The following is a 23,752-nucleotide window of genomic DNA, read 5'->3' as shown; positions in this document are numbered from 1 at the left end:
CAGAAGGGGAGCGCAACTCACAGGCAGGGCCATGAATCCATTACTCGAAAAACTCGGAATTTCCCATCCCATCTTTGCAGCACCCATGGCCGGGGTATCCACACCCGCTCTCGCCGCCGCTGTATCCAATGCAGGAGGACTCGGCTCACTTGGACTCGGCGCCTGCTCAGTGGAAAAAGCCGTAGATGAAATTCGTTGTACTCACGACCAGACCGAGCACCCCTTTAATGTAAACCTCTTTTGCCACCAGCCCCCGACAAAAGATCCCCAACGGGAGCAAGCCTGGCTTTCCCATCTCGCCCCACATTTTGCCGCCCTCGATGCACCGGTTCCCAAGCTGATCAATGAACCCTACTCAACATTTATCGGCAATAAGGCCATGCTGGAAGTTTTGCTCGAGCAAAAGCCACCGGTTGTCAGCTTCCACTTTGGCCTACCGTCAGAAGAGTTTATCGCCGCACTAAAAGGTGCAGGGATTATCTTGATGGCCACGGCAACCTCTCCTCAAGAAGCCAAACTGGCTGAGGATGCTGATATCGATGTTTTAATTGCCCAAGGTATTGAGGCTGGTGGGCATAGGGGGGTCTTCCACCCAGAGGGCGACCAGGAAATTGGAACTCTGGCGCTGGTGCGATTGCTGTGTTGCCACAGCAGCCTACCAATCGTTGCTGCGGGTGGCATTATGGATGGCGCTGGCATTCGCGCTGCACTATCTCTCGGGGCTAGTGCCGTGCAAATGGGAACCGCATTTGTCCTCTGTCCGGAATCTGCGGCCTCCGACAGCTACCGCAGCGCCTTGCAAAGTGAGCGCGCACAGCACACAGAGATCACCGCCAATATTTCCGGGCGCCCCGCTCGCGGTATCAGCAACCAATTCTATAAAGCACTAAGTAAGGGCGCTCCCCTTCTGCCGGATTACCCGATCGCTTACTCCGCGGGCAAAGCCCTGGCTCAAGCAGCTGCAAAAGCGGGCAATGACGAATATGCCGTTCAATGGGCCGGACAAGGAGCCCCTCTCGCACGAGCCCTGCCCGCAGCCGGATTGGTGACAGCTTTAGTAGCAGAGCTGGAAGCGAGTCAATGAAGGGAGCTATTGGCAACTACCATTTATAGAGTTGCACAATTAAAGAGACACAATCTCCGAACACCACCCTTCATCATCACGCTCAACGCAAACTAGTTGGCTGGCTGTATCACTCGCACTGACAATCTCACCTTCGGGGCCCCAAGCTGCACTACAGCCGGCTGTGGAATAACCACCCGTCGGCTGATTAAAGTTCGCAATAGCCACCAATAAATTGTGCTCTAAAGCATAATTTGCCAACTGTTGACTATCCTCCGGGTATCCCGTCGGAGTAATCAATACCCCCGCCACATAAACTGAAGCCCCCTGCTTTTCATAGGCGGCAACATGACCTGGGTTACACACATCTGCACAAATAGCCAGAGCTACGGTCTCACCTTCGATGTTCAGTGATAGATATTCAACTCCGGGAACAAACCACTTTTCTTCTCCAGGGTGCAAATGTATTTTCAAATAAACAGAAATCTCACCCTGAGGAGAAAATACGAGCGAACCGATCGCAATACCATTCTTCTGACGAATAGGCGCACCCACAACTAGCCAAACACCACTGTCAGCTGCCACCTCCGCTAGAGGGCTTAACTGTGGATCGTCGATCTTAAGCGCTAATTGTTCAGCCAGATCCGGCTCATAACCAGTTAATGAAAGCTCGGGAAACACCACAATAGAGGCCTTTTTCCTTACTGCGACTTTTACAGCACGGACATGTGACTCAATATTGCGTTCAATATTTCCTTTCACTGACGGCAACTGTGCCAATGCCAATTTAAACTTGCCCATCACCCCACCCTTCAGATCACCAGTTAAATACAACATGAACCGAATAAATTACTGTATATGTTACACCACAAGTAATAAGCATCGATTCTTGATTGTGTTAATTTTTAAGTTTCTTCCAGCTATAGAATCCCTATCTTTAAATAAATAACCTACATTTTCTTCAGGTATCTATTTAAAAATAAAATAGTTGACTGAAAAAATAACAACCAGCCAAGATAAATATTTAGACTCTAATCTTAGAGAGTTTGCATTAAGAGCAGCGGACACAAGAATCAATCCACAGCAGCTAGCACTGACAATTGGGAAACGGCAGGTTACTGAGTCAGCGCTCTTTTCCAGCAAGCGTTGCATCAACCATCTCCCCGCATGATCCAAGATAGTTATGAGGGTCAAGAAGTTGATCTAACTCCGCATCAGAGAGAGCCCCCGACACCTGTTTATCTTCCTTTAACAAGTCAGAAAAAGGACGACCCGTCTCCATTGCCTGGCAGCAAATCTGGTAAACCAAATCGTGGGCATTCTCACGCCCCAGTTTCGGTCCCAGTCCCATCATTACAGCCTCAGAGAGCACTAAACCTCCAGTCATTTCCAAGTTTCGCATCATTTTTTCTGGAAATACCTGAAGTCCTTCTAGCGCAAAACGTGCCTGGGATAATATCGATGCGGTAAGACAGAATATCTCCGGCAGAACAATCCACTCTATCTCCCACGGGCCCGTAGCCCGCTCATGGTCTTCAACCATCGCTTCCAGCAAAGAGGCAACCTGCTGTCTAACCACTGGGACAGTACCGCTGATAAGAACTGCTGATAGAGGATTGTGCTTTTGGGGCATTGTACTAGATGCTCCCCGGCCAGATATAAGGGGCTCCGCCACCTCCCCAACTTCTGTCTGTGCCATTAGTTTTATATCGAGGGCTATTTTTCCCAAGGTGCCAGTAATCAGCCCCAATAGACAAGCCACTTCGGTAACGCGATCTCTCATCGTATGCCAGGCGATACAAGGGACTCCGAGATCGAGTTCCTGCATAATTCCTCTTTGAACTTCTAGCCCCTGATGCCCCAGGGAAGAAAGATTACCCGCCGCACCACCAAATTCCCCTACAAACGCCCGAGACTTTATCTCTTTTAAGCGCGCTTGATGGCGATGAATACCAGCCAACCAAACAGCCGCCTTGTAGCCGAACGTTATAGGTACCGCTTGTTGAAGATTGCTGCGCCCAACCATAGGTGTATCCCTGAAACGCTTGGCCAGGCTCGCTAAAGCATCTGCTATCCCATTGACCTCCGTCTCAACAATTTCAAGCGCCGCCCTAATCTGTAAGACGGTTGCCGTATCCGTAATATCTTGAGTAGTAGCCCCCCAATGACACCACTGACCTAAATCTCTACTACACAGTGACACTAGCTGCTCTACAACACCCAGCACCGGATAACCAATCAGCTCCGTTTGCTCCTTGAGCTTTACAAAATCTATCTGCTTGGCGTCACAGTGTTGAGTAATGTCCTCTGCAGCCTCTGCAGGGATTATTTTTAACCGCGCCTGTACTTTGGCCAGCGCCGCTTCAACATCGAGATAGCGCTGAACACGCTGTTCATCCGAGAAAATCTTCCGCATTGCTGAAGTACTAAAAATATCGCAAAAAACGACAGAATCAATCGCGGTTGCTCTCATATCAAATCACGCTTAACAAGATGCCTAGACGCCAACAGGATCAAAACCACAACAACATCAGATTAGCTAAGGAAGAGATATTCTAAAAAATTAACCTAAGAATCGAGGCGCCAAGAATATGGGGAACTAGAGGCGCCGCTAATCAAGCACATCAATCCAACCTAAGAGAATTGAATACAACAAGCTAAAACATACTCCTGATTACACTACCCTCTATCCAAACAGCATCTTAAAGCGAATTTAATCCATTAAATTCAACCCCAAAAAATAAGTTTTATTTGACATATATCAACTCTAAAAACAAAAGTACTGCTAACCTGAGCCGGCATGAAAAATATAAATAAAATGTGAATTATGAATATTCCACCTCAAAGAAAAGACCTTGACGCTCCTCCTCCAGCTTTGCATACTCAACTAAGCAACAAAACCAAACAATAAAAAACTGCCAGCATGCCCACCCAAAATAAGCTGCAGAATACAAAAAACTACCAAATGGACTTCCTGGTAACGACTAACTTTATGTATTTAAAATACCAGCCTTATCAAAACAGCAATTAAACTTAAATAATTAAAGCCGCAAATACCTAAAATTTCACCAGCCATGTAGTAAACACCAATACACACACCACTGCATAGCATACTTTATCCCTAAAATTGAAGGAGCAGTTCGGGATGAACTTACCACTATCAACTGAAACCATCTATAACAAACAAGCTCACAGCTGGAACCGCTCTGAGAAAATCCTACTCAGTGATTTCACCGCTCGCCCCAAAGTTTTGGAAGCAATCGGAGATATCTCCGGGAAAAACATATTGGATATGGGCTGCGGTGAAGGCTACGTATCCAGGATGCTACTTGATAAGGGAGCAGGTTCAATCTTTGGTGTTGACTCTTCCTCAGAGATGATTTCCCAGGCAAAGGAAACAGCTTCTGCTGGAAATTTGACGAAAGCAGAATATGCAGTTGGAAATGCCGTTACATTTACAGAATTTCCTAGAGATAAGTTTGACCATGCTATTGCTGTATTTCTTTTCAACTATCTAACCATAGAAGAAATGACAAAGGTTATAAGTAAGGTCAAGTGTCTATTAAATAAAGGGGGCACCTTTATTTTTACAGTGCCTCACCCTTGCCTTCCGTTCATGAGGGAAGAAGTTCCTCCATTCTACTTTCAACACGGCAACTTGACTTATTTAGATGGCATAGATCAAACATTTGAAGGAAAAATATGGCGCAGAGACGGCAAGCCAGTTTCAGTACGATGCGTGCATAAAAATTTTTCACACTATTTTGAAATTCTGGCACAAGCTGGTTTTAAATCCCTGCCAACCGTTCAAGAACTCTCAGTGACTCAAGAGCACCTCGACCTAGATCCAGATTTTTTCTCACCACTAGCCGGCTATCCACTACACGTATTATTTAAGGTGCAAGTAAATGACTAACTTAGCCCCAAGTGAAGTAGTTCAAGTCCAAGCCTGGACTGCTAATGATATGACCGCAACTTCCAACTGGAAGTTTCTGTGGCCTTCAAACTGGAAATCTGAAGTCGAGGCTTTGGAGAGCTGGGCCAAACAACAAAACAACCCGATTGAAAATCTGACCCAAAAATCAGTTGCCACACCTGAATTCGACCAGCTTGCCAACCAGATAAAACATGAAATAGAACATGGTAGTGGTGTGGCATGGATACAGGGCGAGGAATCATTAAGCAAGCCAACGCTTAACCTACTATTTCTAAAGCTTAGCCTGGCAATGGGCAATACTATAGATACTTATGGCCGGCTTTATGGGATTCTCGACACAGGAAAAGACTACACTAGCGAAGCTATTCCTGTATCTCAAACAAATGCACCCACTGGCGTCCATACTGATAGCTCACAACGTACCGTACAACCAAAGATACTTGGATTATGCTGCCTTACTCCAGCAGTTGAGGGTGGAAAATCAAAAATCGTGTCTGCGGCTCAAGTTCATGAAAACTTGCGAAAAACTGCTCCACAAAAACTAGAGATCCTGTACAACAACTATATTAGAGATTTAGTTACTCCAGGCAGTGACAAAAACATAAAAAGCATACTTGAAAACTGTTTTCCTATTTTCGAATATTCAAACGAAAAGCTCAGTATTCGTTATATGCGGTACTGGATTGAGAAAGGCCATCAGCGCGTGAACCAGCCTTTATCAAAAGAAGTACTTAAGGCTCTGGATATACTAGATAAGGAATTAAACAGTGCGGAGAATACATTAAGCTTCTACATGAACTCTGGAGATATGGTCTTCGTTGACAACACCAAAGTCCTACATGATCGGGATGGATTTATTGATACTCCGGATCAGAAGCGGGTTTATACCAGGGTATGGATTGATTAGGCTCCATCTAATCAACCCATAAACCATATACTCTTTAGCAGAACACCATCACTTTGTGAGCTAATAATTTGCGAAATGCTGATTGGCAGCCTAAGAAAAACTGGAGAAGTACTTTAAACGCTTCTCCAGCTTTAGCGGGTGAAAGATTTCCCCGCAAAAATTTCAATTAACTTCCAATTAAACCTAACGATACCGGATACCTACTAAAGGCAGGCTAGTCTTTTTATTAACACCTCAAACACCGGACTTATGAAGCTGGAGGCTTTTGGTGGGCAAAACGAGGCCAGCTTTTCAAAGCTTCATGCTTTAACTTACATGGTTTCACTTGCCTGATTTTGACCCATGCATGCAGCAAAAGATAGGTTGCATGACATGGGATTATAAGGCATCACAGACGCTGTATTTGAACGTGCTGAATTTTACCACCATATACAACCACATCTTCCAAACCGGAATACTCTACTTTCTCTCCAGCATGTGTTTCACCTGTAAAGTTAAAGTTGAAATGAACTATCCCGGGTTTGGTTTCTGTAACACTGCATACTTCCCACTCAAGCTTTGAAAACATACCATGATGAAGTCTCTGCATAGACATGATGTCACTCACACCTAAGAATAGATCTCCTTTTCCTGACCTGAATGTGGAGCTTTCACAAAATAGTTTTGTGATTTCATCAAAGTTACTTTCGTTTGAGAGTTTGAAATAATACTCCGCTACCTCCAAAGAACTCATCATCTTTTATTCCTCTCGATTACACATATCTGAGTTGTAGCATAGACCTACTCATAAGCGCAACGCTTTACTCAGGCCATCACCGGGATAAAGCTGCTTTGGTCTACAGCACAAAGCGAGCAGAACATAGGATTCAGCAATTTGTTATGCTTTACTCCAAATAATTGAAAAAACAACCCACATGAATATAGGAGTATTGATTCCTAGTAATAAAACACCAAAATGTTGAAAACGTTTAAGCTTGGGCTTCCATCTGCTTTTGTAAATTTTACTAAACCGAAACGGTTCGTCTATTTCCTTACTTGAAATAAACATCGAAGTTATCATTATCAAAGCAGCGACAACCAATATGATTGATTTTATCAAACCACTCAGTTGAGTAAAAATCACAACCCACCAAGAAACCGGAACTACACACCCAGCAAAAAAACCTACCGCAAATAATGCTCTATATTTCATCCGACCTTTTTAAAAATATAACAATTCAAACACATGTGTGCTTTAGCGCATCTGTTTGATTTGATTTACTAAAGCTTGGGCAGACCTTACACACAACACCTCAATCAGCCGACTGAATTAGTGGTCGACAGCTTTAAATTGTTATGACCTTTCGCACACAGAAAATATGCCCACGCAATTAGTATGATTTGCAGTGGCGCACGTAATAACAAATAAACAGGCCCCCATTGATGCCCACCAAGACCAATACCGTTTAATGCCGCATAAATATTTGCAGGCAAGAAAATAACGAAAACTACAATAGCAAGCCATGCAGCATGGAGCTGATATCTTGGCACAAAAAGAGCAATACCTATCAATAGCTCAATCAATCCAGTGAGATAGATTATTGCTAGGCGGAAAGGAACCCAAGACGGTAACATTTCCACCATGCCCTCCGTTTTAACAAAGTGCCCAACGCAGAAGAATATGAAGGTTATTCCCAATCCCCAATAGGCGTACTTTTTAACATTCAGAGGCTTGCCGCTAAACTTTGAATAAATAAAAGAGATACCTAAGGGACTAGACAACAGTAAAAGAATAATTATTGGAGTTACCATAGTTTCCTCATAACGCTAAGCTCACCCACAGAGACGCATTCGCGCTGGAGCCGGTGACAGCGCCTTGTGTGGTTGTTCTTGCCCGATTCTGATATTGAAAGTACTTTTCGCTAACGAGTAAATTGGGAGCCATCTTCGCTGGCCACCGAAGACCTTGTTAGTCACAGTTCATTGCTGAACCGATTAGTTTATATAGACCATTAAAGAGTACGAACGTGACAGATATCCGCAAGGCACAACTCAGATAGTTATGTGGATCTCAAACCCGAATAGCAAGGTGGAGATAGCTTATCGTATGAAACCTCAATAGATCAATGTCAGAATTGATACCGGCAATAAATAACTCGATATTTATGTGAGATCTACAGGCCAATTCTTTAGTCTCACCAATAAAAATTTCATTAAGTTATTAAGGATGTCACTCAATCTCAAAGAATACTAATAGAATCTACAGAAAGACTCGAATTAGAGTTTATTTGCGCACGGAGAAAGCAGACACCCCCCCTAAATACGATCGTGAAAAATAACACCTACCGGGATAAAAGTATGGCTTAAAAAATTGACGAGCAACCATAGTCACTTGCCATGAGGGCCTCTCACTGCGACGTAATCCCAATGACCGAACTGATTGAGAGTGATTGTTTACAGCTGGGGGATACTCCCTCTGAGCAGCAATACTGGATAGTTATCGCCGTATCATAACCCGATGCAGGCATATGAAGTAAAACACTGGGTTGCTCACTGCCGACTTTATAATCCATAGAAGAGCTTGAAATTTCCTTTTATCAAGCAATAGAAAGGTTTGAACCCGTTCCGCTAAGCAACTTTCGAGTTTGTTAGCAAACTCAAGCTGATATAGAAAAGTATCAACACTTCCAGAATCTATTTTTTTCAACTTAATAGACAGCAAGTCAGCATTTACTCGTGTTACTTCAATATTTTTAGGTGGGGCAGAGGCCATAGATTCGCCACAAAGTGCTAAAAATAAAAATTTTAGAACATACTTAAACATAGCTCGTTTAGCTCATAATGTCGGATTCAGGCGCGCCAGGAGCGAAGCGCCACTTGTGTATTAAGGGGAGCGCAGCAACCTTACACTCAAAAGTGCGTAGCTTTGGGTGTCGACTGGAACCCCTTGTTGTGTAAGAGGATTACCATATGATACTTGTAATTACTATTACTGCTACAATATACAAAACACCATTAATCGCAGTACGAATAGTTAACGGTGGGTCAGATTCTCTAGCGCTCAATTTCTTATATAGATAAATACTACTTAAGCTAACAAATACACATATCGTAGCAATCACATAATCTTGAACGCTAGGCACTGTCTTGTCTGTAAGAATATATGCAAAAAAAAGCAAAATACCTGATATAGGAAGCCCTATAGCTGTATATGCACTTAGCAGTACGTTTTTTATTTCACTATTCACTCTTCACCTCGAACAAAACGCTTAAATTAGGTACTTCTTAGGCGTCATCTGGGTTTACAGGTTGTATAAATTTACTTGATATTATTCTGCTTCTTAAACCTGCGCACCTTTGTGCGGATATTTTTCATTGGAGATGAAGTATTAAACTGGATCATCCTCCCAAGGGTGTAACTTTTATACCAAATGTGCCCATAAAGTTCATCATTGCTCAATGAGTCTATAAGCTTCAGTATTTTTTGTATTGTAAACTGGAATTCTGTCAGCAACTGTTTATAAGACCAATCCTTATAGGATGCATGAAAGTGCTGCGCTAGCCTCCCAAGCTCATTCCAGCTGTAACCTTTTTCTGGAAAATCTACTTCGAGATTATTTTCCCTAAGCTCATGCCATTTTAGGACAAGATTTCCCCAACCGATCAGGTATGAAATAGTATCAGAAACGCTTATTTCTGTATTTTTTATATTACCCTCAACACCAATCTTTCTCGAAAGCTCCTTGGGGACCCCCATATAATCAGCAAATAAACTTTCATAAGAATTTTCAATTGACGAGATTAATTCTTCTTTATTTTTCGAAATTGAAGACATAGCTATCAATGGTTACTCGATTACAGAGTATTTACATAACGCTCGCATTTACGGTGGGTGAAGTGTAGCTTAAGCCCTTCGATAGCGGCGAATAATATGTGCTTGTTCAGTGATTTACACCCACCATCACGGCACCGCCATCTCCACCAAAACCTCCTATATCACCACTGCCAAGGTAAGCGCCAGAGCTAAAGCTAAAGTTCTGGGTTATTCCAAACTTTACAGCTAACCACAGTACACTGGAAATTAGGACGCCAGTAAATACTAACGGAAAAAAATTGAGTTAAGCAAATTTTCGGAAGTAAGATCGATCATATACCAAGATCCGACTAGGCCGAGAAAATTAATTATGAATGATTTCATTTGCTCCCCTTGTACCACTTAACACCTTGCGGAGACCCATAGGGCCGTAGACTCGCTGCCTGTGATTGTTATTTCCGTATACACTCGCCGTCCAGATTGTAGCTTATTTTGAGCTTCACGCCATGAACTGGGGCACACCTATTAATTCCCTAGGCACTAACTTGTATTTCATAAGAGCTTTTCTAGCTGCCTCATCAAATACGCCTTCAGGATAAGAATCTATGATTTTAAAATTTTCAAAAAAACCACCAGGCATTACCGTCACTTCGAACTCTACCCAACCCTCTATATAATTTTTAGGTGCCTCTAAAGGATAATTTGGCTTTACATAAATTATTGTTGCCGACGCAATTCCGGACATGAGAGAAATAGTGAGAGTAAATATTATTGGAATGCTCTTCATGTTCTTATTCTCACAACGTTAAGATCAGCGGCGGCTTGCTTAGTGAACATTTAACATACATATTGGAGCGCAGCAACGGTATAAAAAACGCACAAAATAAAACGTCAGCTACATTGCCTTGTTAAGGCTTTTGCCTGCTAAACGTAAATTTATTGCCATTTTCTACCAGCCCTCTAAAGAAATCCTTATCAATCTCGGCAATATGAGCCTTTACCATATAAGAACCATCCAAGCGAAGAATGAGAGTGTTACCTATTAACGCCCAAGCTCCTTCAAAAGGTAAAACCAAACAGCCTAGTTTTGGATAGTTTGTACACTTAAAAGTGTTGTCATATCTAAACTCACACTCGTCCCAGCCTGACTCACCACCAAATATACCCCCACTCCTATCCTCCCAGGTGCCTACTAGATTCTGAGCTAAGCAAGTATTGCTACTTAGTAACAATAGAGTGATGAGCTTATTCATGGAGAACCTTAACGCCTTTAGTATGTGCTACCGCATAGAAAACGTCACATGTCTAATTTTATTATATACATTTACCTACTGCCTTAATTGAAAAATGTACTGTACCTGCATGACTTGTCTTTTTGTATAGGCACAGCTCTGAGCCTATTTTTACTTGGCCAGGAGAACTTACCACCACATGAGCTAAGTTACCGTTAGCTAATTTGACCAAAAGCTTAGGATCATTTCCAGTTTGGCTGCCATCATAAACCTGAGCATGCGCGACACCTGAAACAAGCTCAGTGCTTTTAGGAAAACCGACATATAGGAAGAGCACTCCAATTCCTAGCGTAACCAAGATTGCGAACAGAATGCCTTTGTGTTCGCAATACCAGAGTTCAACTGTCGCAAATATGGCTCGTTTATCTCTCATAGTTTAGACAATGCTGCCATTGCTTGTTAGCTTTTTTACTGGAAGTCCCCACGAGCTTTTAAAATACCATTTTGCTTCAAAAGAAACAGCTCATCGATATAGTTGCCGTAAACTGCTACAGCAGAACTTCCCTCTATTTGTAGTAAGGCTCTGGGAACCAATCGATGGCATGTTCTTTCTCATAACCTGTTATATCAATTACCACCGGCTCAGAGAACTCGATCTTCACTGGCTTGATCTTCGTGTTCTTATTATATGAATGGGCATAGTCATAAGCGGCATATGCGCCAGCCCATTTCCCAGATTTAGTCTTGTAAACCGGTGTGAATTGATACTTGGAGTGATAGTAACGACCATCATGCTTCACGACATATAGAAGAACACGCTCATAGTTAGCGAAAGGCGGCCTTCCGTAATGATCGAAAACCGTAAATTTGATTTCATTACCCTGATATGTGCCCCGATATGGATCAATTATTCTATAGGTCGCTAGAAACTGACTATCGAATGGTATTTCGCCTTCCTTTGGTGGCACAGGTTCAAGGCTTATCTTCTCCCCGATAAAGACAAAATACTTACTACCTTCCGTATCTGATAAAGCAGAACCAGAAAAAATGAGGCTTATTTATAAGATTGCTAATCGCACAATATCTCCTGAGAGCTAACGCCGCGTTCACCGGCTTGTTCGGTGCAACGCTTTGTTAGCCTTAAATTTTAACAGCACTGCAATACAATCCATGATTTAGAGAAGTCATGCTTTCTCGCGTCACTTTCTTTAATCCAGAAATAAAGCATACCCATGTCACCCCACATAGCTTCGATATCGTCGTCAGAGTCGAATTGGAGAACCATTCGCCAATCGTTTATCTGTCTCCGTAGCTGCTTAGCTTCTTCAGAGTTGTACCCTTCTGGGCCTCCGCAATTTACTCCACCACTTACAAGCTGACACTCTTCTTCCATATCATCATTTTGTACTGGTGTCGGGAAACCTCCAATTTGATGGCGAGGCTCATCTCCGTACTGTTCTTCGATAAAGTCGTAGTATTCATCGTCTTCGTCTTCAGATAAGCCAATTTCTTCCAAGCTAACTCTTTGAGCATCTGGATAGCTAGTGAAGCTCTCCGCTTTCACATACTTAATAGGGGGCGCTGTATGATCTTCACTTAGATCGTTGGGCAGTTCATGAGAATACAGATCTCCAGATCCATTTTCATAGATTACAGCCCAGCCACCCTTATCATTTGGATCGAACCCCCAAGGCCACGCTTCGAGATCATAGAAGAATAACAATCGACCACTATCAGGTAGCCAGTCTATATTTCGACTTACGTTAACTTCGCCCAGGTATAACTGGGCAATGAACCCAAGTGGATTATTATTTTTACGTGGCCAGTCGATAGGTGAGCGTACTACTGGCTCTCCGCCAAGAAAACTAGCCACTTTCATTTCTGTGGGAATAATCCTCAGGCACTTTTTACCGAGGCTTAGTATTCTCTCGTTCACTGATACTCATTTCCTTTGATGGGTAGGCTAACGCCTTGCACACGGGCTTAAGCTGCGAAGCAGTTTAAGTCCGAGCAGCGTAGCTGCATTGTGCTGCAACTGGTTATGTGTGTACAGCATAAGCGCTTTGCTTAGTTTTAAGCCAGATGTAAATAGGCAGTGATAAGCAGAAAACGCCTGACTGAATTGCAATGAGGAAGAATAAAAGAAAACCCTCTTGCGGTGCATAAAATATAAGTGTTGTAATAGCCATGATTAAAAAAATAGCAGCCTGAAAATATGGCTCAATGCTATGTGACCTAATCCATAGAATATAAAAGATGAAATAAGGCGCTATGGCTAGTAAAGCAAACCCATAGGTAAGCAAATCTTCAGAGGTGTAAGCCAAACTGCGAAATGGATAAAGGCAAATGAATATTGGCAGCAACATGGCTATATGATTTGTAGTTTTACGCATTCATCCTCCTATACACATAACGCCCAGCGCAGGCGCAGCCAGCGCGGAGCGCATTTTGTGTTAATGTTTGAGCGACAGCGAGTAACACAAAAGGTGCGTAGCGTTGGCTGTCGCTCTGCCGCTGCTTGTTAGCATTGGGGCGCCCCGAGGTAATTGAGCAGCTCCCCAAGTTGATTCTTTGGTATTGCTTCGAGTGAAATTGACGATTTCCCATGCCCCGAAGAAACCTCAAGAGTTTTAACATATTTTGGAACATGCGATCTTATGATCACTTCCTGTACTTCATGCAGCTTTATTTTCAAATAGTTTTTTGAAGCGACGTTTTCTGGAAGCCAAATTTCGCCATTACCATACTTAATTGAAAGTGGCCTATGTTGAAGTACTTTCAGCCCTAGAAAAATTAATGCCAACCCCAAAATACCAACAGCTAGGCAGAAGATGGCCAGGGTTTCCAGATTTATAGATGAAGTCCAAATCAGATAAGCGCCCACTATAGCCGTTATTCCCAGCACTAGATGAGCGATTCCATTTCCACGACTTCGTAGTTCGATGACTTTCATAAATGCTAACAGTTAATTCAAAAGCAGCGTCTATATATCACCCTTCTATATAATTCTACCGCCCTCAATCAAAGCCCGCTTAAAAACCCAATAAAATCAAAAAAATACATTGAGTGTCACGAAACGAAACAAGTAGATATAAAGCAGCGTCTTTATAATTCCGCGCTCTCCCTGCTTTATATCATTTTTCACATCCTTTAAAAATCAACAAGTTATAGAATTTTCCCCAGAAATAGGAGCAGCGTCTTTTGAATTCTGATATACGAAGCAGGACTTAGTTATCAGTACTGTATTTCATCAGCCTACTATGCACATATGTCCCAGCTGGAGGGATGCGCTACCGCGTAAAGAATTGGCTTGTTTAGTACTCGACCTTACTGAGTCAGGAATCTTTTTTGTTGAGATCAGCAGCAGATTCATTAGAGGAAAGAAAAGTGACGGTCCTTACCTCAAAGACGAAAACGTCCCGCTTCCCTACAAGGCTCTCATAAAATCACAGGGTCGCTGCTGGTCATTCGACTTTCAGTCGATAAGCCATCCATAGTGGTTTGCCCCCCACTCTGCTATTCTGCGCCCCCTATAAAGAAGCCCTTCGAACTTTAGCCTGGACCTTTCTGTTCAGATCTATCCCGATTGCATGCTTCAAGAACATCAGGTTTGGGCTTGCCGTTCATTATTTGATCGAACGCTTCTGCTTATTAAGCCCCCGAGGAAACCTGCCCCCTACCCCAATCTGAGCCGGCCGCCACTCCTGCGGGGCTCTTGGGGTTTGCGAACACTTTTGTAACTTACTGATTTTCTTAGAGAAAAATGCCAAAAACCGCAAACAAGACCAAGGCCGCGAAACCCGAACACACCCCCATGATGCAACAATACATGCGCATCAAGGCCCAGCACCCCCAAGAGCTGGTGTTCTACCGCATGGGGGACTTTTACGAGCTGTTCTTTGATGATGCCAAGATGGCGGCAGAGCTGTTGGATGTCACCCTTACTGCCCGTGGCAAGTCCGGGGGTGAGCCTATACCCATGGCCGGTATTCCATACCATGCAGCTGAGGGCTACTTGGCGCGGCTGATTAAAGCTGGTGTTTCCGTTGCCATTTGTGAACAAATCGGTGATCCCGCCACCAGCAAGGGACCGGTTGAACGCCAAGTAGTACGTATTGTTACTCCAGGCACGGTCACGGACGAGGCACTTCTCAACGATCGCCGCGATAACCTCCTGGCTGCTATTTCACACTTGGGCGATGTATTTGGCCTGGCACTGCTGGACCTGGCAACCGGTCGTTTTGTGGTTCAGGAAACAGATACTCTAGAAGCTCTGGCCGAGCAGGTGCAGCGCCACAATCCCGCTGAACTGCTTGCGCCGGAAGAGCTTAGCCTGCCGATTGAAATCGAACGCCGCGCGGGCGTGCGCCGCCGGGCACCTTGGGAGTTCGAGCTGGAGAGCGCTTTGCGTCTGCTCAACCAGCAATTCGGCACCATGAACCTGGAGGCCTTTGGTTGTAGCCATATGCACGGTGCTGTGATCGCTGCCGGCTGCTTGCTGCAATATGCACGGGACACCCAGCGTACCGAGCTGCCCCATATTCGCGGCCTGCTGACGGAAAGTGGTGATGAGACAGTCGCCTTGGATGGTGCCAGCCGCCGCAATCTGGAGATTGATCTGAACCTGAACGGTGGCGATGACAATACCCTATTGTCGGTCTTCGATAGCTGTAAAACCGCTATGGGTAGCCGCTTGCTGCGCCGCTGGTTTAACAACCCCTTGCGCCAGCTGACTACCTTGCGCAACCGCCAGGATGCCATCGCAGTATTAATTGCCGATTATGGCTTTGAGCCTCTGCGTGATGCCCTAAAACCTGTGGGCGATATGGAGCGAATCCTGGGCCGTTTGGCACTGCGCTCTGCACGTCCTCGGGATTTGGCTCGCCTGGGCCAGTCCCTAGCTCAATTCCCGGAAATCCAGCAACAGTTAGCGGAATCTGACGCAACTTTATTGAGTGAATTGTGCAGCCAGATCGGCGAGTGGCCAGAAACCGTAGAGCTGCTGCAAGATGCCATCATTGAAAACCCTCCGGTAGTAATTCGCGACGGTGGCGTTATTGCTACCGGCTACGACGAAGAACTGGACGAGCTGCGCGCTATCAGTGAAAACGCCGGCGATTACCTGGTGCAACTGGAGCAGCGGGAAAAAGAGCGAACCGGTATTCCCACCCTTAAGGTGGGTTACAACCGGGTGCATGGCTACTTTATTGAAATCAGTCGCGGGCAAAGCGATAAGGCGCCAGCTGAATATATTCGCCGCCAGACCCTGAAAAATGCAGAGCGCTTCATTACTCCCGAGCTGAAGGAGTTTGAAGACAAGGCACTCTCCGCCAAGAGCCGCGCGCTAGCTCGTGAAAAGGCGCTGTACGAAGAGCTGATCAATCAGTTGAATGAGTCCCTGGCAGAGCTCCAAGCCGCTGCTGCGGGTATCTCCGAATTAGACGTGCTGGCCTGCTTGGCCGAGCGCGCTGACGATTTGCGCCTGTGCCGCCCCGAACTGGGCACTGAGCCGGGCCTGCATATTACCGGCGGGCGCCATCCGGTGGTGGAGCAGGTATTGGACGAGCCCTTTGTGGCCAACGATATTGAGTTGCACGACGACCGCCGCATGCTGGTAATTACCGGCCCGAACATGGGCGGTAAATCTACCTATATGCGCCAGACAGCATTGATTGCCCTGTTGGCCCACTGTGGCAGTTATGTACCCGCCGACAGTGCCCAGATCGGCTTGCTGGATCGTATCTTCACTCGCATCGGCAGTGCCGATGACCTGGCCGGTGGCCGCTCCACCTTTATGGTGGAAATGACCGAGACCGCCAATATCCTGCGCAATGCCACCGAGCACAGTTTGGTACTGATGGATGAGATTGGCCGTGGTACCAGCACTTACGACGGCCTGTCCCTGGCCTGGGCCTGTGCCCACTACCTGGCAGGGGAAGTGCGCGCCTTTACGCTGTTCGCCACCCATTACTTTGAACTGACTGACCTGCCCAACCAGTGCCCTGAAGCCGCCAACATCCACTTGGATGCCACCGAGCACGGCGAGGGAATTGTCTTCCTGCACCGCATCCAGGAAGGGCCCGCCTCTAAAAGTTACGGGTTGCAGGTGGCCAAACTGGCCGGTATCCCCAGTGATGTATTGACCGAGGCCCGCGCGCGCTTGGCAGCATTGGAAGCCGGCGCCCAGTCGGTAGATGTGCCAGCTCCTATTGCTACGCCTGCATCGGCCCCCAAACAGGAGCCGGAAGAAGCCGCTGTGCCAATGGCTGCGGGCCCTGGTTCCCCCCAGCAGGTAGATCTGTTTGGCAGCCCGAGCCACCCGGCCGTGGATGCCCTTGAGGAGCTTGATCCAGACGATTTGACGCCACGCCAGGCACTGGAAGCGCTCTATTCTTTACGCAAGTTACTGAAGTAAAAGACCGGGCGACCCTGGTCGCCCAATTCATCCTGTTATAAACAGTGAACTAAATCGACTGAAAAGCCACTACAATTCGCGCCAGTAATTGATAAAATCCGCTGCACGAAGAATTCAGTGGCACTATCGAGGGACAAACATGACATTCGTAATTGGGGAAAACTGCATTAAGTGTAAATACACCGACTGTGTAGAGGTTTGCCCGGTAGACTGTTTTTACGAAGGCCCCAACTTCCTGGTAATTCACCCAGACGAGTGTATCGACTGCGCCCTGTGTGAGCCGGAGTGCCCCGCCAACGCGATTTTCTCTGAGGATGAGGTTCCGGACGATCAGCAGGAATTTATCGAGTTGAACGCAGAACTCGCCGAGGTATGGCCCAATATTACTGAGAAGAAAGACCCATTACCGGATGCCGAGGAGTGGGACGGCAAGAAGGGCAAGCTGGACCAGCTGGAGCGCTAAACAAGTTCAAAGAAAAAAGCCGTCATTGACGGCTTTTTTTCTATCTGTGGAAACCCCAAAAAATGAAAATAATAATTAATGCTATTTGCATTTGGCTTTTTGTATTTTCAACCTGTGCCCAGGCAATTACCGGCAAGGATAAATGGGTAGCGCTTATTTTTGATGAGGGGCCCTCCCCCGACAAAACCGAGCCACTGTTAAAGCGGCTCGAATCTTTGGAAGTGACTGCCACTTTTTTCCCTACAGGGCAGGAAATGGAAAGGTACCCGGAGCAGACCCAGGCAATCATTCAGGCTGGACATCAGTTAGGCAACCATGGTTACTCACACACAAACCTTTCCCAGATGCCTTTGAGTAGTGCCAAGGAAGAGATTAAAAAAACCTGTCGGCTACTACAAAGTAATGGCTATACCAGCAAGCCCATGTTTCTCCCGCCTCACGGAAAGATGTCTGACGAGCTGGGTATGCTTTTAAGCGATCACCAGTTCAAGATTGCTCACTGGGATATCGATCCTACTGAGCAACTGCAAGCAGGCGCTCAAGTCGCAGCTGACTATATATCCCAGAGGGCAAAAGACGGAAGTGTGGTTCTGCTTCACCCCATGTCTGGTCAGCACCATCAGGTAATGGAGGCCCTGCCCCTCATTACTGCGCAACTCAGGCAAAAGGGCTTCCAGTTTGCCACACTGGAGCAACTAACCCTGATGGAAGCAGGCGACCATTTGGAACCTGTGGAGCGGGACTCTATCAATTAGCGGAACGGGAGCCCAAGGCTCCCTCCACTCTATTGGGAGCCTCTTATGTTGCGCTGGGCTGTCACCTTCCTGGTTATTGCGCTGATCGCCGCCTTCTTTGGCTTTAGTGGCATCGCTTCGACCGCAACTGAAATAGCCAAGATTCTCTTCTTTATTTTCCTTGTGATGTTTGTGCTGGCACTGATTTTCGGCAGACCCAAGTAGAACAGCCGCCCAAGGGCGCCTGTTATTACTTCTTGTGAGGCACTCGGGTCGGCGCCAGGCTGAGCACTTCAGCAATGTGATTGGCCCCCAATACCATCTCCATTACGCCCAACGCCTCAAGAATCTCATCATCTCCGGCACCGAGCTTTCGCGCAGCGGCGATCAGGTGCTCGCGATGGTCATCAGGGGCGCTGTTGGCATTGCGCGCCAAGTCAAACAGGGCGTGCTCTTTTTCAGAAAAGTGCACATGCTTGGGGTCAGTGCGAATCCGCATCACTTCATCGGTTTCCACTCCAAGCATTTGCAGGGACATACTGTGATGGTAAATGCCATAGTCACAGTGGTTATCGGCTGAGACTGCCAGGCCAATGGCTTCTTTCAGCTGCGCCGACAAACAGCCGTGAATCATCACCGTCTTAAACTTGTACCAGTTTGCCTCAAGCAATCCCGGGTGTTGAGCGTAGACACGGAACAGACTGGGAATTCCCCCCAGCTCGTCATCAATCTCAGCAAAAACCCGGGCTACATCATCGGAAGCTGGGTGCTCGACCAACGGAATACTGCTCATTATTCACCTACCTGTCATCGCCGGGTGTCCGAGTGGCATAAATTACTTTCTGGCACGACATAATACTGTATATAATCACAGCATGAGAAAGATTATCCACTGTGATTGTGACTGCTTCTACGCTTCGGTCGAAATGCGTGACGATCCCAATCTTCGTGGACGCCCTTTGGCCGTTGGAGGCAGTAGCGACCGCCGCGGAGTGATCTCTACCTGCAACTATGAAGCCCGCAGCTATGGGGTTCGCTCCGCAATGCCTACCGCCCAGGCCAAGAAACTGTGCCCTGATTTGATTGTAGTACCCGGCAACATGGCTAAGTACCGGGAGGTCAGCGGGCAGATACGGGAGATATTTCTCGACTACTGCGATGATATTGAGCCCCTATCCCTGGACGAAGCCTTCCTGGATGTCACCGACAGTGGCCGCTGCCACGGCAGCGCTACCCTAATCGCTGAGGATATCCGGCAACGGGTGCGCGATACCCTGGGTATCACTATTTCTGCCGGGGTGGCCCCGAATAAATTCCTGGCCAAAATTGCCAGTGATTGGCAGAAACCTGACGGATTGACAGTCATTACGCCGAGCGAGGTCGATCAATTTGTTTTGCGCCTGCCTATCAACAAAATTCACGGCGTGGGACGGGTAACCGCAGAGAAAATGCATCGACAAGGCATTCGCACTTGCGCAGATTTACGCAATTTTTCGCAAGTTGAACTGAGTAAGAAGTTTGGCAAATTTGGCCGCCGCCTTTACGACCTTTGCCGTGGTGTTGACGATCGCCCGGTAAGCGGCGATGGCTCCCGCAAGAGTGTTAGTGTCGAGCGCACCTTTCGCGAAGACTTATCCAGTTTTGACGAATGGCTGGAACAGCTGACAGAGCTGTATATGCGTCTGCTGGAGCGGCTGGAAAGACTCGGCGATCGTTACGAAGTAAATGGTACCACCGTTAAAGTAAAGTACGCAGATTTTACTACCAGCACCCACGAGCGCAGCAGCCGTGCCGGGCGCATTTCTGAATTCCGCCAGCTACTGCAGGAGTGTCGAGAAAAACGCCCTGCTCCCATCCGCCTTCTTGGGGTAGGCTTGCGACTCACAGACCTCCGGGCGGGGCAAGGCCCTGTTCAATTGCCACTACCCTTGCCGGAGCAAGCCTCTTTTTGACGTTTGATTGCTTAATTAGGCGCATCATCACTTATTGATAAATCTGGCGTTGGCCCTTACCCGAGCAACCACCTCTCAAACCAGGGGCAACTATACTTCGCAAGCCCGAAGATTCGTATCTGTCGTACCGTGACATCGGCTGAAATTATAAGTACTGGCCAGAGAATAATTGCGACGCAGAACCATACTACAATCTTCTTTATTGACGCCGCATAAACCAATACTCGGCCAGTGGTTCGAGGCGGGATAATTTGCGTACGGAGGCTCAAGACATTGTCTCTCAAAGAGTTACGCCAGCTATCTGACGAGGCGCTATTCCAATACTACAAGGAGTCGCGCAAACCTGCTGTGTTCCGTCAACTCTACGGCCGTCATAAAGATTCTCTGTATCGCTACTGTATGCAAATGGCGCCATCTTCATCCACTTTACTCTTGCAAAAACTCTGGCGTGGTCTTTTGGAAAATCCGCCAGAATTGCACGGGCGCCTGCTTAAAAGTTGGCTTTACATCCAAGTCAATAAATTGCTCAAGCTTGAGGAATTTTCCAGTTCGAAGAAATCCGCGCAAGAGTCTCCCCAGCAGAATAGAATTCTCGCAGCGATTCAAAATTTACCTTCTCAATTGCGCAATGTTTTATTACTGCATATGGAATGCAAGCTGCCACTGGCAACCGTGGCTGACATCGAGCAGCTCTCTCTCAATAAATGCCGCACCCTATATCATCGCGCCCGCACCGCACTGGACGAAGCGATATACGGTTCGGAGAGAAGACCTTGGCAAGTAGAAGTTATCGAAGAGTAATCGAGTTAATGCTATGAGCAATTGGGAAAATCAATATTTTAAAGAAGCCGAGACGTTGACTTCCCCGCAGCAGCTGGATGACGATCTATATAAAACAGCCCAAACCTATAAGCCGAAGGTAAACGTCAATCATCTACTCTCTCGTGCAACAGTAAGTTGTAGCTTGGTAACCGCCTTGCTATTGCTTCTTCATCCAGCCCAACACCTGGGTGCCTTCACTCACAAGGCAAATTCCACCGAGCAGCATTTGTACGAGCCGGCGTTAAGGGATTGGAAAGAAACTGTGATGGCAGTTACCCCAGCGCCAGATCCCTGGCTCGCACTACGCAATCAGGTAAATAGTGGCGAGTATGTTGCCTTGTGCCACTTTTGGCGGACTGAACAGCAGGATGCAAGTGAAGAATCCCTGCCCGATGAATTACGTAAAAGTGCTAAGCGTCACTGCCGAATTTTATCGAGCACGGCTTCAAGGAGCTAGAAACAACTGATATCAAGTTCAAGCGGCCAGTTCGAATTCTCACTTCCTATACAGTCTCAACTTAGCCACTACACTGTGGTGGGCATCTACGGTGCCGGTGGTCCTTCTGCCGGAGAAAATCCAGTACTAAAGTCAGTAATCAACCAACTTCATGGGCGGATATTCTCCCACACACGAAAGCTCACTATTTACCGTCACCTTAAAAATGGGGTTTCGCGCAAAAAAGCAGCGATATTGTTTGGCTACAGCAGAGGGGGAAATGCTGCGATAAAAATCGCCAATGCACTTGGTCGCCAAGGCATCTCTATACAATGCCTGGTGATATTTGATGCCCACAGCATCAATGACAAAAGAAAATTCAAACTCAAATATGACAATATCAAAAGGGCTTACAACTTCTTTCAAAGAAACCCCAGAACCGCCGGAAAATATGGCTGGTGGGGTATAAACCCCTACTGGGGATGCACCCTATTCTCACCATTTATCGAAGTCCAACAATTTGACTTTACTGGTGAGTACTACAAAAAAGGGATTCCCGCTTCTCACTTGAATATTGTTCGCATGGGTCTCAACACCCTTAAACAAGAAGAAACATTTATGTAAACTCACCTTAAACAACTCTCAAACAGATCAAAACCACCACTTTCCACTGCGACTTAGAAAAATGGTGGTCCGGCCTTATACTGACCCCACTAGGTAATCTGCAGAAAAATCCACTCTGCAACTAAAGCTGGCTTCGCCTCACCCTCTATTTCCATAGTTACCATCAGCTTAATTTGATACTGGGACTCTTTTTTCTCCGTAATATCCAGTATTTTCCCGGAGACGCGCACCCGGCTACCGGTCCTTACCGGGTTGATAAAGCGGACTTTATCCAAACCATAATTCACCCCCATATAAGCACCTGTAACCGTTATCTGTAGAGCCCCTACAAAATAAGGCAGCAGTGACAATGAGAGAAAACCATGGGCAACCGTTCCCCCAAAAGGTGTTTTGGCGGCGGCCTCTGGGTCTACATGAATGAACTGTCGATCCAAGGTGCACTCAGCAAAGCTATCAACTCTCTGCTGGTCAATTTCAAACCAGTCTGTGGGCTCTGTTTCAAAACCAATGTAATAGCCGAGGCTATCAGGTGAAATTTCTACAGGCATCGAAGGCTCCTTTTCGATTCTCTATTCGCTTTCTCTGCGACTCCCAACCTCAATAGGCCGAGAGACCGCCATCTACTGCCAGTGCCTGCCCGGTAATGTAAGTCATTTTTGGGGAAACCAGCATCAACATGGCCGCTACGACTTCTTCCGGCTTGCCCAGGCGTTTCATCGGGCATCCCTCAGCGAGAAACGCTTGAACTTGTTCAGGGCTGGCATCTTCAGTTGCAATATCGGTAACCATCGGGGTCAGACAATAGAAGGGGCAAATCGCGTTTACACGGATACCGTACTTGGCGTTTTCCATCGCTGCCGTTTTGGTCAGGCCGATCACACCATGTTTTGCCGCTGCGTAAGAGGCTATCTTGGGAGCACCGCCCAGCCCCGCCATAGAGGAAACATTCAGTACAGCTCCGCTGGTCATCTTCAATAGGGGCAACTGGTGTTTAAGCCCCAGGAAAACCCCCTTAAGGTTAACGTTGTACTGAAGATCCATCATGGCCTCATCTGTCTGCTTGAGAGACATCATCGGAGGCGCGATTCCGGCATTGTTAACAGCGATATCCAGCTGTCCAAACTCTGACTGAGCCAATTGCGCCAGAGCAGCGCAATCAGACTCTTGGGAAACATCACAGCGCTGGGCGCGCACAGCAATATTTTGGCTTCCCAGTTTGTCTGCCAACTGCATCAAGGCCTCTTCATTGATATCTCCCAATACCAAACGAGCGCCCCGAGAACCAAGCTCCTCGGCCAGTAATTTTCCAAATCCACTGGCAGCACCGGTAATCAGTGCGACTTTATCGCTAAAATCGAGAATTGGATCATGCAT

At 46.5% G+C, this 23,752-nt stretch carries 28 protein-coding genes; 11 read left to right on the top strand and 17 right to left on the bottom strand.

Annotated elements, in window-relative coordinates:
- Positions 1–31: 31 nt before the first annotated feature.
- A complete protein-coding gene (locus ACJJII_RS13250; RefSeq protein ID WP_444916528.1) occupies positions 32–1,084 on the top strand; it encodes an NAD(P)H-dependent flavin oxidoreductase in 1,053 nt (350 codons plus the stop codon).
- A 39-nt stretch (positions 1,085–1,123) separates the two neighbouring features.
- Here the strand turns inward: ACJJII_RS13250 and ACJJII_RS13245 are convergent, their stop codons facing one another.
- A complete protein-coding gene (locus ACJJII_RS13245) occupies positions 1,124–1,864 on the bottom strand; it encodes a carbon-nitrogen hydrolase family protein (protein ID WP_282931862.1) in 741 nt (246 codons plus the stop codon).
- A gap of 322 nt (positions 1,865–2,186) precedes the next feature.
- Complete coding sequence (gene pcaB / locus ACJJII_RS13240) at positions 2,187–3,536, bottom strand: 3-carboxy-cis,cis-muconate cycloisomerase (RefSeq protein ID WP_444916527.1); 1,350 nt, start codon at positions 3,534–3,536, stop codon at positions 2,187–2,189.
- 672 nt (positions 3,537–4,208) lie between these two features.
- On the opposite strand from pcaB, the gene ACJJII_RS13235 reads away from it, so the two are divergent.
- Both ACJJII_RS13235 and ACJJII_RS13230 read left to right on the top strand, forming a co-directional pair.
- Positions 4,209–4,979, top strand: a complete 771-nt coding sequence (locus ACJJII_RS13235; RefSeq protein WP_444916526.1) for a class I SAM-dependent methyltransferase — start codon at positions 4,209–4,211, stop codon at positions 4,977–4,979.
- On the top strand, positions 4,972–5,907 hold the full coding sequence (locus ACJJII_RS13230; RefSeq protein ID WP_444916525.1) for a TauD/TfdA family dioxygenase: 936 nt from the start codon (positions 4,972–4,974) through the stop codon (positions 5,905–5,907). Before ACJJII_RS13235 ends, ACJJII_RS13230 begins: the two co-directional genes overlap by 8 nt.
- A gap of 388 nt (positions 5,908–6,295) precedes the next feature.
- Here ACJJII_RS13230 and ACJJII_RS13225 read toward each other — a convergent pair whose 3' ends face one another.
- The 12 genes from ACJJII_RS13225 to ACJJII_RS13170 form a co-directional block, all read right to left on the bottom strand.
- Positions 6,296–6,643 carry a hypothetical protein gene (locus ACJJII_RS13225; RefSeq protein ID WP_444916524.1) on the bottom strand — a complete coding sequence of 116 codons (348 nt, stop codon included), beginning with the start codon at positions 6,641–6,643 and terminating at the stop codon, positions 6,296–6,298.
- A gap of 141 nt (positions 6,644–6,784) precedes the next feature.
- On the bottom strand, positions 6,785–7,099 hold the full coding sequence (locus ACJJII_RS13220) for a hypothetical protein (protein WP_444916523.1): 315 nt from the start codon (positions 7,097–7,099) through the stop codon (positions 6,785–6,787).
- A gap of 104 nt (positions 7,100–7,203) precedes the next feature.
- Positions 7,204–7,698: a DoxX family protein gene (locus ACJJII_RS13215; protein ID WP_444916522.1), complete on the bottom strand. Its 495-nt coding sequence runs from the start codon at positions 7,696–7,698 to the stop codon at positions 7,204–7,206.
- 1,151 nt (positions 7,699–8,849) lie between these two features.
- On the bottom strand, positions 8,850–9,134 hold the full coding sequence (locus ACJJII_RS13210) for a hypothetical protein (protein WP_444916521.1): 285 nt from the start codon (positions 9,132–9,134) through the stop codon (positions 8,850–8,852).
- Between the two features lie 71 nt (positions 9,135–9,205).
- Positions 9,206–9,721, bottom strand: coding sequence for a ClbS/DfsB family four-helix bundle protein (locus ACJJII_RS13205; protein ID WP_444916520.1), 516 nt, complete (start codon positions 9,719–9,721; stop codon positions 9,206–9,208).
- A gap of 478 nt (positions 9,722–10,199) precedes the next feature.
- Positions 10,200–10,487: an energy transducer TonB gene (locus tag ACJJII_RS13200; protein WP_444916519.1), complete on the bottom strand. Its 288-nt coding sequence runs from the start codon at positions 10,485–10,487 to the stop codon at positions 10,200–10,202.
- Between the two features lie 121 nt (positions 10,488–10,608).
- A complete protein-coding gene (locus ACJJII_RS13195) occupies positions 10,609–10,953 on the bottom strand; it encodes a lipocalin-like domain-containing protein (RefSeq protein WP_444916518.1) in 345 nt (114 codons plus the stop codon).
- Positions 10,954–11,014: 61 nt separating this feature from the next.
- Positions 11,015–11,365: a hypothetical protein gene (locus ACJJII_RS13190; protein WP_444916517.1), complete on the bottom strand. Its 351-nt coding sequence runs from the start codon at positions 11,363–11,365 to the stop codon at positions 11,015–11,017.
- Between the two features lie 133 nt (positions 11,366–11,498).
- Positions 11,499–11,900: a hypothetical protein gene (locus tag ACJJII_RS13185; protein ID WP_444916516.1), complete on the bottom strand. Its 402-nt coding sequence runs from the start codon at positions 11,898–11,900 to the stop codon at positions 11,499–11,501.
- Positions 11,901–12,079: 179 nt separating this feature from the next.
- Positions 12,080–12,868, bottom strand: a complete 789-nt coding sequence (locus ACJJII_RS13180; RefSeq protein ID WP_444916515.1) for a YwqG family protein — start codon at positions 12,866–12,868, stop codon at positions 12,080–12,082.
- Between the two features lie 103 nt (positions 12,869–12,971).
- Positions 12,972–13,325: a hypothetical protein gene (locus ACJJII_RS13175; RefSeq protein WP_444916514.1), complete on the bottom strand. Its 354-nt coding sequence runs from the start codon at positions 13,323–13,325 to the stop codon at positions 12,972–12,974.
- 128 nt (positions 13,326–13,453) lie between these two features.
- Positions 13,454–13,885, bottom strand: a complete 432-nt coding sequence (locus tag ACJJII_RS13170) for a PH domain-containing protein (protein WP_444916513.1) — start codon at positions 13,883–13,885, stop codon at positions 13,454–13,456.
- A gap of 810 nt (positions 13,886–14,695) precedes the next feature.
- Here ACJJII_RS13170 and mutS point away from each other — a divergent pair.
- The 4 genes from mutS (at position 14,696) to ACJJII_RS13150 (ending at position 18,769) form a co-directional block, all read left to right on the top strand.
- A complete protein-coding gene (mutS, locus tag ACJJII_RS13165; protein WP_444916512.1) occupies positions 14,696–17,347 on the top strand; it encodes a DNA mismatch repair protein MutS in 2,652 nt (883 codons plus the stop codon).
- Between the two features lie 139 nt (positions 17,348–17,486).
- Positions 17,487–17,810: a ferredoxin FdxA gene (fdxA, locus tag ACJJII_RS13160; protein WP_108732342.1), complete on the top strand. Its 324-nt coding sequence runs from the start codon at positions 17,487–17,489 to the stop codon at positions 17,808–17,810.
- Positions 17,811–17,872: 62 nt separating this feature from the next.
- On the top strand, positions 17,873–18,565 hold the full coding sequence (locus ACJJII_RS13155) for a polysaccharide deacetylase family protein (protein ID WP_444916511.1): 693 nt from the start codon (positions 17,873–17,875) through the stop codon (positions 18,563–18,565).
- 45 nt (positions 18,566–18,610) lie between these two features.
- Positions 18,611–18,769 (top strand): DUF1328 domain-containing protein, encoded by a 159-nt coding sequence (locus tag ACJJII_RS13150; protein WP_282931841.1) that lies wholly within the window; start codon positions 18,611–18,613, stop codon positions 18,767–18,769.
- A 25-nt stretch (positions 18,770–18,794) separates the two neighbouring features.
- On the opposite strand, the gene ACJJII_RS13145 is transcribed toward ACJJII_RS13150, so the two are convergent.
- Positions 18,795–19,337 carry a carboxymuconolactone decarboxylase family protein gene (locus ACJJII_RS13145; RefSeq protein ID WP_413664916.1) on the bottom strand — a complete coding sequence of 181 codons (543 nt, stop codon included), beginning with the start codon at positions 19,335–19,337 and terminating at the stop codon, positions 18,795–18,797.
- A gap of 82 nt (positions 19,338–19,419) precedes the next feature.
- Between ACJJII_RS13145 and dinB the strand changes: the two genes are divergently transcribed.
- The 4 genes from dinB to ACJJII_RS13125 all read left to right on the top strand — a co-directional run bounded on the left by dinB (position 19,420) and on the right by ACJJII_RS13125 (position 22,378).
- Positions 19,420–20,496 carry a DNA polymerase IV gene (gene dinB / locus ACJJII_RS13140; protein ID WP_444916510.1) on the top strand — a complete coding sequence of 359 codons (1,077 nt, stop codon included), beginning with the start codon at positions 19,420–19,422 and terminating at the stop codon, positions 20,494–20,496.
- A gap of 273 nt (positions 20,497–20,769) precedes the next feature.
- Positions 20,770–21,297 carry an RNA polymerase sigma factor gene (locus ACJJII_RS13135; RefSeq protein WP_444912463.1) on the top strand — a complete coding sequence of 176 codons (528 nt, stop codon included), beginning with the start codon at positions 20,770–20,772 and terminating at the stop codon, positions 21,295–21,297.
- Between the two features lie 13 nt (positions 21,298–21,310).
- Positions 21,311–21,775, top strand: coding sequence for a hypothetical protein (locus tag ACJJII_RS13130; protein WP_444916509.1), 465 nt, complete (start codon positions 21,311–21,313; stop codon positions 21,773–21,775).
- A gap of 234 nt (positions 21,776–22,009) precedes the next feature.
- The gene (locus ACJJII_RS13125) at positions 22,010–22,378 is read left to right on the top strand and encodes a hypothetical protein (protein ID WP_413664912.1); all 369 of its coding nucleotides are present in this window, start codon (positions 22,010–22,012) and stop codon (positions 22,376–22,378) included.
- Between the two features lie 89 nt (positions 22,379–22,467).
- On the opposite strand, the gene ACJJII_RS13120 is transcribed toward ACJJII_RS13125, so the two are convergent.
- Both ACJJII_RS13120 and ACJJII_RS13115 read right to left on the bottom strand, forming a co-directional pair.
- Positions 22,468–22,926 (bottom strand): MaoC family dehydratase, encoded by a 459-nt coding sequence (locus ACJJII_RS13120; protein ID WP_444916508.1) that lies wholly within the window; start codon positions 22,924–22,926, stop codon positions 22,468–22,470.
- 49 nt (positions 22,927–22,975) lie between these two features.
- Positions 22,976–23,752 carry an SDR family NAD(P)-dependent oxidoreductase gene (locus ACJJII_RS13115; protein WP_413664910.1) on the bottom strand — a complete coding sequence of 259 codons (777 nt, stop codon included), beginning with the start codon at positions 23,750–23,752 and terminating at the stop codon, positions 22,976–22,978.

This window comes from Microbulbifer maximicatervae (SeqCode), from assembly GCF_052467825.1.
Note: the sequence above shows the minus strand (reverse complement) of the source record. Positions and strands in the feature narration are given on the sequence as shown.